Here is a 9,860-nt window from a genome sequence, read left to right on the forward strand (position 1 = left end):
CCAATTAGCAATGAACGGCTTGCTAGGCACGCGGCACGGCTTCAGCTTCCTCGGCAGAAACCCACTGTCTGCGGGATCTTCAGCTCGCGCTGTTCCCCCAGGAGTGTCGCATTTTTTCACAGCTTTTTGTGGTTTTCTATTCGAGTGAGAAGAGCTCCATGGAGCACTGATTTCACAAGATTTATTCTTTCAAAAATTAGAACCTCACTAATAGCGTAGGCAAGATACGTAGACTCCTGCGGAAACAACACGTGTCCGAAGACCCCGCAGCGAGGGACGAGGGACGAGCGAGGAGGCTGAGGCCGTGTCCGCGGAAAGCGAAGTATCTTGCCGAAGCGATTCTTTGCATTCAACTTGGGAAGAATGTTAGAAAGCCATGCTAAAGTTATTGCGCAGTTTATTGATATTGCGCAATAAGGTTTATTTTAAAAAGTAACAATCTTTTAGAACAAAGTCTAGTTAAAGAACGGGTTTTCCTGTTTCTCTTCTTCTATTGTCGTACTAGGTCCATGTCCTGGATAGACTGTATAAGTGCCTGGTAGAGTGAATAGTTTTTCTTCAATATTTTCCAGTAATGCTTCCATGCTGCCACCAGGCAAATCCGTTCTTCCAATTGCCTGACGGAATAGACTATCTCCACCTATAATGATGTGATGTTGATGAAAAATAAAGCTTACGCCGCCTGGTGAATGCCCAGGGATATGGCGAACCTCCAATTGAAAGTCATCAATCCGCAAATTCCCTTCTTTTAAATCATTTTCTGCCTCTTGACAAATGACATCACCTGCTCCAAATAATTGCGAGCCATTTAGTGACGGATTCGTAAGCCACTCACTTTCTGTTTCATGAATATAAACAGGAATTTGATAATTCTCTCGAACAGACTCTAATGCACCGATATGATCAAAATGTGCATGAGTTAATAGAACAGCAACAGGTTCTAATTTTAATGCATCTAACTCTTTTATAATATGCTCTCCGTCATTAGCTGGGTCCACTATTAAAGCTTTACCTTGTTGATATAATATATAGCAATTTGTTTGCAGTGGTCCTAATGTTAGCATTTTCACATTCATTTTTTTGTACTCCTTTTTTAAAAATATTTTTCTTCAATTTCAATAGACAAATGTCAGTTTTTGATTTAGAATGTATGAGTGATAATGAAACTATACATATTATAACTTGAAACCAATTGTTTGGAAATGCTTATACGCTAGATAGGAGGAAATACATTATGGAACTAGGATTTATCATGCTTGTAGTTACTATTCTTTGTGTTGTTGCTATTGTCCGTGAATTTAAAACACAGAATATGTTTGGAGCAGCTTTTGCTGCATTATCTGCCCTTGTATTTGGCTTCTTTTCAATTGCAACACTCTATTGGGAGCTTATCCTACCACTTTTTACGGGACAAGCCTAATCCCATTAAAGAAACAAATAAAAAGAACCTGATCTTTACCAAGATCAGGTTCTTTTTTTAATCTTTAAAATCGTAAAAGCGGAATAAATCACCATACACAATTTGATCGGAATAAGATAATTCCTTTTCCACCTTTTCTACATAAGGCTGACAAACAGAGTCTTCTCCTTCACCCGCTAACTGATTCGTACTATCCAACAATTCACCTGTTTCTCTATTAAAACACTGGTCTTTTGTATACACATAATCATCTGTGATAAAGCTGCCGTCACGTAATGCAATAAAATCCTTACGTTCATCTAAAAATAGATCTGTACCAAATGACAAGTCATTACTTGTATCTATACCTAAAAGGTGTAATAAAGTAGGTTTTACATCAATTTGTCCAGCGATTTTTGATATAACTTCACCATCATGTCCAGGTATATGAATATAAAATGGTACCCTTTGAGCTTGAATATGCTGATAATCATTGTACTCAGTTTCTAAATACTGGCTCATCGCCTTTTTATGAAAATCACTAATACCATAATGGTCTCCCATTATAACAATAATGGAATCTTCATATAATCCTGATTGCTTCAAGTCATCAAAAAATTCTCGTAGAGATTCATCTGTATAACGTACAGTTTGGAAATATTGATTTAGCGTTTTTGAATTCGAGTTATATTTATCTATCGTAGCATCCTCTTCATCTAAATCAAACGGATAATGATTAGTTAAGGTGATAAATTTTGAATAAAACGGTTGTGGCAATCCTTGTAAATATTTCATGGATTGACTGAAAAACTCTTCATCTTTTAATCCCCAACCTACTGAATTTTCATCTGTCTCTTCATATGCATTTATATCATAAAAACGTTCATAACCAACATTATCATACATCACATCACGATTCCAAAAACTTTTGTTGTTAGCATGGAACACATTTGAATTGTATCCATGTTGACCGATTATTTCAGGTAAAGCATGATAATCATTTTGAGCATGGGTAAAGTATACTGCCCCACGTGAAGATGGGTATAATGAATTTTCAACAAGAAATTCTGAATCAGATGTTTTTCCTTGTTCTGTTTGATGATAGAAATTTTCAAAATAGTAGCTATCATCAATTAATTCATTTAAAAATGGCGTTACTTCTTGCCCATTCATCGTATTATTGATCACAAAACTTTGGACTGACTCTAGAGAAATAAAGATAACATTCTTATCTTTTGCGACACCGAAAAGTTCACTTTTTTCATTAATAGTTGTTTCATTCTCCATGTAATCTGTTATTTCCGATAACTCATTTCCATCCGCAAAAGCTCTCTGTGCCTTTGATTTAGAATGTAATACGGCATCATATATATGATAATTAAAGACACCAATATTTTTAACTAAATACTCTCGATCAAAAGTACGTTGTAGTAGTTGAGGACGTTCGATTTGTGCTAATCCATAATTTACTACTAAAAGTATGATGGATAATGCAAATGCTAACCTTTTATAACGTTTATTAGCTTGCAATAGCAGGTTATCACCATATTTCTTTGCTGCATACCATACAACGATAACATCTAAAAATAGCGCTATATCCCACCATTCAACAAGACCTAACACACTGGAACCAAGATCAGCAGCATTACTTCCTTGAAATAGCAGTGGAATTGTTATAAAGTCTGAAAAATTTCGATAAAAGACAATATTAAAATACAAAATAAGCGATCCTAATAATATCATATATTTCGTATATTTTAATTGCCTTCTTTTTTGAAACCACACAGCGATAGCAAATATAAAAAACGCTGTAACAAATGGATTTATAAATAGAATAACTTCTTGCAGGAAGTTTTCTAATGAAATGTTAAATATAAATCGGTATACAACATACGTTTTCAACCCAAACAGCAATGCTGCAAGCAAATATAGCGGCAATTGCAGCTTCTTATTATTCATTCGATATTCCTCCTCATAAATTGCCCCACATTTAGTAGATAATAGTCTATTTTTCTTTTAATCTTCTCTCTCTATTATAGACGATAATAATCTCATAGAAGTTTCATCAAAATTAAAAAAAGTTAACAATTACTTTACATAATTACTGCTTTGTATGTTGTAATACCAAGTATGCCCCACCATAAACTCCTGCATCATTACCTAGAGCAGCGATCGCAAATTCGCATGCTTCGTTTGTACGTGCCAGTGTGTGTGATTGAAATGCTTTTTTCACTGGCTCTAATAACTGACTGCCTGCTTTTGACACACCGCCACCTATAACAATTTTTGCTGGGTTTGTTGTAATAGCTAAATTAGCTAAAGTTTGACCCAGTACATTAAAAACATAATCCAACACTTGATTTGCTGCTTCATCATGAGTTGCCGCCACTTCAAATATTTCTTTTGTTGTAAGTTCACCAACTTCAGATTGTTTCTCTAATAATTGAGGGGCTTTGCCTTCCTCTATTAATTGTTTGGCTTGACGAACGATTCCTGTAGCAGACGTCACTGTTTCTAAACAACCCTTACGCCCGCAATTACAAGCTGCACCATTTTGTTCTACGGTAATATGACCTATTTCTCCAGCAGTTCCATTTGCACCGTTCACAATTTGGCCATTGGAGATAATACCTCCTCCGACTCCAGTTCCAAGGGTTACAGCTATCATATTCTTTACTTGGTTACCTGAACCTTTCCAGTTTTCTCCCAATGCCGCAATATTTGCATCATTTTCCACGTAAACGTTTAACTCTGATAGCTCTGCTAATATATTTTGTAAATGATAATCTTTCCATCCAATGTTAACTGCTATAGCCACATTACCCGTTTCTGGATCAATAAAACCAGGGGCACCTACTCCAATTCCTAAAATTCTATTTTTTTCGATATCTAATTCCTTCAATTTTTTTTGAATGGATTCCCAGATATCATATGGTACTTGTTCCCCATTATTGTCTAATCGAGTTGGAATTTCCCATTTCTCCAGCATATTTCCTTCTACAGAAATCACAGCGTGTTTAACTGTCGTTCCCCCAATATCTACACCTATTAATAAATCCTTATGCATCTGCCTCACCCTTCTCCATTTATTTTATTTTTCTCTTTCTTCATAACAAGCTTTGCTTGCCAATACTCATCTTTTGTGATCATATTCACTTGATATAGCTCATTGATTTCTTCTTCCATTAGCTCTAAATCGGCAGAACGATCACCAATATAGATGATCGTTCCAAATTTCATTAATAATTTTTGAATTTCATAAATACTTTGCATTTTTGTAATCACCTAAAATATTATACCAAAATGCTCGATAAAATAAAATCTAAAACTAATGTATTATCTATCCAATTCGTTTTTTCTATCAGGATCGTTAGGTTTCAAAAAGGATGGACGAAGATGGTCATTTGGTACAGGTTTGCGTATGATTACATTTATAAAGGCCTGCAAATCAAATGGGATGAATGGCCACATATAACCAATATAAAAGGTTTTTAATTGTATTAAATAAAGCATATATAATGTAGTCCCTACAACAAATCCCTCAACACCAAAAGTTGCAGTAATCACCAACAACGAAATTCGACTAATGCGATTTGCTAAGCTAAACTCATAACTTGGTGTCGCAAATGTCCCCATAACTGCTGCAGCTAAGTATAATACTACTTCATTAGAAAACAGACCTACTTCTACCGCTATTTGACCGATCAAAATAGCTGATACTAGACCTAAAGCTGTTGCTAGCGCAGAAGGTGTATGTATCGCAGCCATACGAAGAATATCAATACCAATTTCTGCAATTAAAAATTGAAAAATGAGCGGTATCGTCCCTGACTCTTCAGGTCCAAGAAAGTGAAGAACTTTAGGTAAAAGTCCCTCATTAGATACTAATAAATAATAAAGTGGTAAAAGAAACACTGAAGCCCAAATCGCAATATATCTTACTAGCCTCAAATAAACACCGATAAATGGTTTTTGACGATATTCTTCCGCATGTTGTAAATGATGCCAAAAAGTTGCTGGTGTAATCATCACACTGGGAGATCCATCTATAATCACAATAATATGTCCTTCATATAAATGGGCAGAAGCAGTATCTGGCCGCTCTGTATATCGAATCGTCGGATAGGGATTCCATGTTTTACCACTTAGAAATTCCTCAATTGTTTTTTCTGCCATAGGTAATCCATCTGTATCAATTTCATCTAAATGTTGTTTTAATATATTCACCTTTTCTTTATCTACAATATCTTCTATGTAACATATACAAATGTCTGTTTTGGAGCGTCTCCCTATAGAGGAATACTCCATTCTTAAAGTACGATCTCTTACCTTTCTTCTCGTTAAAGCTGTGTTAAATACAATCGTTTCTACAAAGCCATCTCTTGCACCACGTACCACTTTTTCTAGATCTGGTTCTTCAGGGCCCCTCACAGGATAAGTTCGAGCATCTATCATAATCACTTTGTCTATTCCTTCAACAACAAGAGCTGTTGGTCCGCCAAGTACTAAATTCGATGCATTATTCAGGTCATCCTCCACATCAATTTCAACATATGGGATATACCTCTTAATTAAATGCTCTAAAGGCTCTTTTTCTAAATGGCTTTGTTCTAGTGTAGCTAAAAATCGCATTAAATAATGTAACATTTCATCTTTAACTAAACCATCAATTAAAAACAAGGCCATTTTGCGTTCAGCGTACTCCACATCCAAGTGAATCAAATCGAAACTTTTATCTACGCCTAAATAGTCGTGAATATATTGAACATTTTTCTCATAGTTATCAAATAAAGGTTTTTCCTTCTCCACTTTACACACCTACTTTGTTGAACTTTATAAGTTAGTGTGTGCCAAATGGAAATAAATCATGCTTCATAACACAAATAGATCATAAAGCGAGTGATAAAAGAATGAAGACAAAAATTTTACATACTTTTATGATACTAGCCATGATCAGCTTTATTATTTTAGTGTCGTACAAGCAGTCAGAAGAAACTGAGGAAATCATTAAATATTTTCCTCATGATACGGAACATTCATTTTTGTCTGCTTTTACAAAGCTAACATTACTGGATGAAAACAAAGATTATTTCCGCATAAAATGGGATACAGACAGTATATTAGACGATACTGCATATTTAAGACAGGATATTTCTCTCTTATATATGGATGGCCAGCTCAAAGGGATTAAAGGACTTTGGAAGGAAGACGAAAAACAAATTACATTACATGCAGAACTACAGGAAAGTGATAGCAGTCATTTTCAAGTTATTACTTTTCACCATGGTGAAATTCATTATCCAAACGATGTGATTAAAAGCGTACAAATGATGACCGACGACTATCTATATGTCATAGATTCCCCTTATACACCATTAGAAGCATTTCGACAACCAAGTACTGCTTTACATCGTGAATGGAAACAAACACTAGATAGAGCTACAAAACAACATTTACATTACACATGGAAAAAATGGATAACGGAAGCTAATATAGATTTATCACAATATAAATATTATCCCCTGATCGACATGATTCGATTTCAAGACAAGCCAATAGACGGATTATCGCAAGATGAAACAAATAAAGTAATTGGCCAATTATGGGAAGGATTATATAAAAATTACATACTACCTATCTCTTCATATGATACCATTCAAAAAGGCACCATGCCGTTAATACTATTCGATAAGAATAACGATCACATTATCGTACTTTATAAAAATCAAGAAAACAAACTCGAAAAGCTATACCAAAACATTGCGTCATGATTATTCAGGCTTCAGTTTTTGATAAAAGTCATGATATTCCTCATTTTCGGGGTTGATATCTATGGCTTTTTCTATTGATGATGCAGCTTTCTGCATCTGATTGTTTTGTTCGTATATCAAAGCTAGATTATAATACGCTTCTTCAAAATTCGGTTTTATTGAAACAGCTTTTTCAAGATCTCTAAGTGCTTTATCCCACAATTCCTGCTGGAGATAAGCATAAGATCTATAAAATAATAATTCCGCCTCATAATCTTCAGCATATAGTAAAGCAGCCGTTGAACGATTAATTACTGTTTGATAATCGTCTTCCTTTAATTGTTGTTCTATCACGTATAAATGCAATGTTTCATCCTCTTGGACTTCCTCATAGTGATATCCGAATGAAAATAACCCACATGCATAAAGAGCTAATGCTATTGCACCAATCACTTGTAATGAGCCTTTTCTAAGATGTGGAAACATTACGGTTGTAGAAGCAATGAATCCCCCTATAAGGCCTCCAAGATGTGCACCATTGTCTATTTGCGGAACACTTAAGCCGAAAACGATATTGATCATTAAAATAAACAAAACATTCCATCCCATTGTCTTAAAAAATATCTTAGGGTACTGCAGACCAAAAAATAATAATGCACCAAATAAACCAAAAATCGCTCCTGATGCTCCTGCAGCAATTTGAGGATTAAAAGCAAAACTAGCAATTCCCCCGGTCAATCCTGCAGAAAAGTATATAAAAATGAAACGACAATGACCATACATTCTTTCAACTAGTGCCCCAATAAAATACAGTGCGATCATATTAAGCGTTAAGTGCATGATACCGATATGTAAAAACATAGAGGTAATGAAACGCCACCATTCCCCTTCCATGATTGCTATGTTATATTTAGCTCCAAATTGAATTAATGTTTTAGGATTAGTGGATCCGCCATTCATTTCCAAAATAAAAAACAAAATGATATTCACTATAATAAAAGGATAAATCCAAACTGGCTTGCTTTGCAAAAACAATTGTTTGAGTTGATTGGTTCTTTCTTGATGCAATTTCGCAATCTTTGTTTGAAAGAAATGATTCATTTGTTCTAAATCAATCATGTTATTTGGGAATTCCGCTGATATAAGTATAGGGTCATGATGGATGGAAAAATCTAATGACTGATCACCATCTAAAAATGTGTGCACATTCGTTTGTTGAATTTTAGGGGAAGAATGTGTTCCCTTTTTTAAATCTCCCCATTCGTCCACAGGTTCAAAGTCCATCACTAAAATATGATGAAAGTAAATTTTTTGAAAGAATACACCTTTGTTAAATTTTGTCACATAATATTCTTCAAATTTTTCGATATCTTTCTCTAATTCTCGTCGCCAATTATACTGTTGATTCGAGACCCTAATGACGAATATCTTACCTTTTTCTTGCTTTTCTAATAAATAATGCTCTTTGTCTGTAGTAGATGATAACCATTCAAAACCATGTTTCGACATCAACTCAAAAGTACATTTATTTTGCAGATACTTATTCTTTAAATACATATTGATCACCAACCTCACCCTTACCCATATCATATCATGTAAAAATCATTTGGAGGTACTGATAAGAATTAGTGATCAACCGTTTCTTTATTGTGAAAACATATTATTCATAAATTTATTTCGTATAAAAGGTATATTCATAGCTATTCGAACCAGAAACTTTCTAAGTACAGGAATGGATGTCACAAACCTTATGATATAGGAACGTAAAAACACAATGGTGCTTAGAAGACTAATGATAATGGATAACCATTTCCATACTCGCAAAAGATCATCATTCCTTTCTATGATTGGGATGATCTTAGTTTAACTAATTGGATCTAAATTATGTACAGGTAATGACACCCTGTTCAGTTACCAATTTTTCGACAGGTATATCATGTAATTCTTTCTCTATTTTTGGAACGATTTGAAATGTTGCAGCTAATGCTATTTTTGTTCCAGTAAAATCTTTTAAATAACGATCATAATATCCGCCGCCATACCCAATTCGATACCCATTTGTGTCAAACGCAATTCCTGGAACAATCATTAAATCAATCAAGCTTTTTTCCACTAAAGATGCCTGTTTTGGAATAGGTTCCCATAAATCAATATATTTATTTTCTAGGTCTGCTAAGGTTTGACAAAGGTAAAATGCCATCGTTTTGTCTTTGGGATAACACTTTGGCACCACTATATTTTTATCATCCGTCCATGCTGCATCTAATAATTTATATGTGTCCCATTCGATTTCTCTTGATAATGTAATCCCGATCGTTTTTGCTTCTCTCCATTCTGTTAAAGAAAGCAAATGACGGTGAATATCGCGTTCAACATGCGACCTTTCACCTAATTTTTTCCATCGTTCCATGATTTGATTACGGATTTCCGATTTCGTAAGCATAAGGAACACCCCCTCTTTATATGGAGTAATCTCCAAAATTATTACCGGATGATGTTATCATAACTTTAATGAAATGTTATTTCAGAAAAGATGGTCGCTTTATAAAAAATTTATTGCATAATATCCATAAACTGCGCAATAACTTTAGCATGGCTTTCTAACATTCTTCCGAAGTTGAGTGCAAAGAATCGCTTCGGCAAGATACTTCGCTTTCCGCGGTAGAGTAGAAAACAGGAATTAAATAGTGCCTTCTTGTCTTCGGGTTTCA

9 protein-coding genes are annotated in these 9,860 nt (G+C 34.6%); 2 read left to right on the forward strand and 7 right to left on the reverse strand.

Annotated elements, in window-relative coordinates; translation table 11 throughout:
- Positions 1-455 precede the first annotated feature (455 nt).
- On the reverse strand, positions 456-1,076 hold the full coding sequence (locus tag GHD00_RS20405; protein WP_163540029.1) for an MBL fold metallo-hydrolase: 621 nt from the start codon (positions 1,074-1,076) through the stop codon (positions 456-458).
- Between the two features lie 158 nt (positions 1,077-1,234).
- On the opposite strand from GHD00_RS20405, the gene GHD00_RS20410 reads away from it, so the two are divergent.
- The gene (locus GHD00_RS20410) at positions 1,235-1,420 is read left to right on the forward strand and encodes a DUF2759 family protein (protein ID WP_163540030.1); all 186 of its coding nucleotides are present in this window, start codon (positions 1,235-1,237) and stop codon (positions 1,418-1,420) included.
- A gap of 57 nt (positions 1,421-1,477) precedes the next feature.
- Here GHD00_RS20410 and GHD00_RS20415 read toward each other — a convergent pair whose 3' ends face one another.
- The 4 genes from GHD00_RS20415 to GHD00_RS20430 all read right to left on the reverse strand — a co-directional run bounded on the left by GHD00_RS20415 (position 1,478) and on the right by GHD00_RS20430 (position 6,208).
- Entirely contained in the window at positions 1,478-3,358 is a 1,881-nt protein-coding gene (locus GHD00_RS20415; RefSeq protein ID WP_163540031.1) for an LTA synthase family protein, read from the reverse strand.
- A gap of 142 nt (positions 3,359-3,500) precedes the next feature.
- Complete coding sequence (locus GHD00_RS20420) at positions 3,501-4,466, reverse strand: ROK family glucokinase (protein WP_163540032.1); 966 nt, start codon at positions 4,464-4,466, stop codon at positions 3,501-3,503.
- A 5-nt stretch (positions 4,467-4,471) separates the two neighbouring features.
- A complete protein-coding gene (locus GHD00_RS20425; RefSeq protein ID WP_163540033.1) occupies positions 4,472-4,672 on the reverse strand; it encodes a YqgQ family protein in 201 nt (66 codons plus the stop codon).
- Positions 4,673-4,735: 63 nt separating this feature from the next.
- The gene (locus tag GHD00_RS20430) at positions 4,736-6,208 is read right to left on the reverse strand and encodes a spore germination protein (protein ID WP_205600805.1); all 1,473 of its coding nucleotides are present in this window, start codon (positions 6,206-6,208) and stop codon (positions 4,736-4,738) included.
- A 101-nt stretch (positions 6,209-6,309) separates the two neighbouring features.
- Between GHD00_RS20430 and GHD00_RS20435 the strand changes: the two genes are divergently transcribed.
- On the forward strand, positions 6,310-7,170 hold the full coding sequence (locus tag GHD00_RS20435) for a hypothetical protein (protein ID WP_163540035.1): 861 nt from the start codon (positions 6,310-6,312) through the stop codon (positions 7,168-7,170).
- Here GHD00_RS20435 and GHD00_RS20440 read toward each other — a convergent pair whose 3' ends face one another.
- Together GHD00_RS20440 and GHD00_RS20445 are read right to left on the reverse strand one after the other, a co-directional pair.
- Positions 7,171-8,706: a rhomboid family protein gene (locus GHD00_RS20440; protein ID WP_240468773.1), complete on the reverse strand. Its 1,536-nt coding sequence runs from the start codon at positions 8,704-8,706 to the stop codon at positions 7,171-7,173.
- Positions 8,707-9,031: 325 nt separating this feature from the next.
- Positions 9,032-9,592 carry a 5-formyltetrahydrofolate cyclo-ligase gene (locus GHD00_RS20445; protein WP_163540037.1) on the reverse strand — a complete coding sequence of 187 codons (561 nt, stop codon included), beginning with the start codon at positions 9,590-9,592 and terminating at the stop codon, positions 9,032-9,034.
- Positions 9,593-9,860 lie beyond the last annotated feature (268 nt).

Origin of the sequence: Gracilibacillus sp. YIM 98692, assembly GCF_010993965.1 — a bacterium.
Taxonomy (GTDB): Bacteria; Bacillota; Bacilli; order Bacillales; family Amphibacillaceae; genus Gracilibacillus.